Raw genomic sequence first — 248 nt, 5'->3', positions numbered from 1 at the left:
AACTCAGTAAGTAAAACGTCTGTATCCGCGTCGTTAGATAATTTCTCATCAGAAATAGTCGGCACAAGCGTCATCCCCTTGGGAATGCTATTAGTCGCTGGTGATAAAACGAATGATTTTAGCTGCGGTGCTATTGCCGTCACCACAAAACTCGCGGTAACAGGGTCTCCGTAACCCACCGTTAAAGTAGCGGTTATCGTCGTGTCTGTAGCTAATGGCGCATTAGCTAATACCGTTACTGTGCCGTC

At 46.8% G+C, this 248-nt stretch carries 1 protein-coding gene; it reads right to left on the bottom strand.

Annotated features, from left to right (window positions below):
• Positions 1–248 (bottom strand): hypothetical protein (locus H4J59_RS04025; protein WP_182237003.1); only part of this gene is annotated, 248 nt, incomplete at both ends.

Origin of the sequence: Colwellia sp. MB02u-10, assembly GCF_014077185.1 — a bacterium.
Classification (GTDB): Bacteria; Pseudomonadota; Gammaproteobacteria; order Enterobacterales; family Alteromonadaceae; genus Cognaticolwellia.
This window is presented reverse-complemented; position numbering and strand designations above follow the sequence as displayed.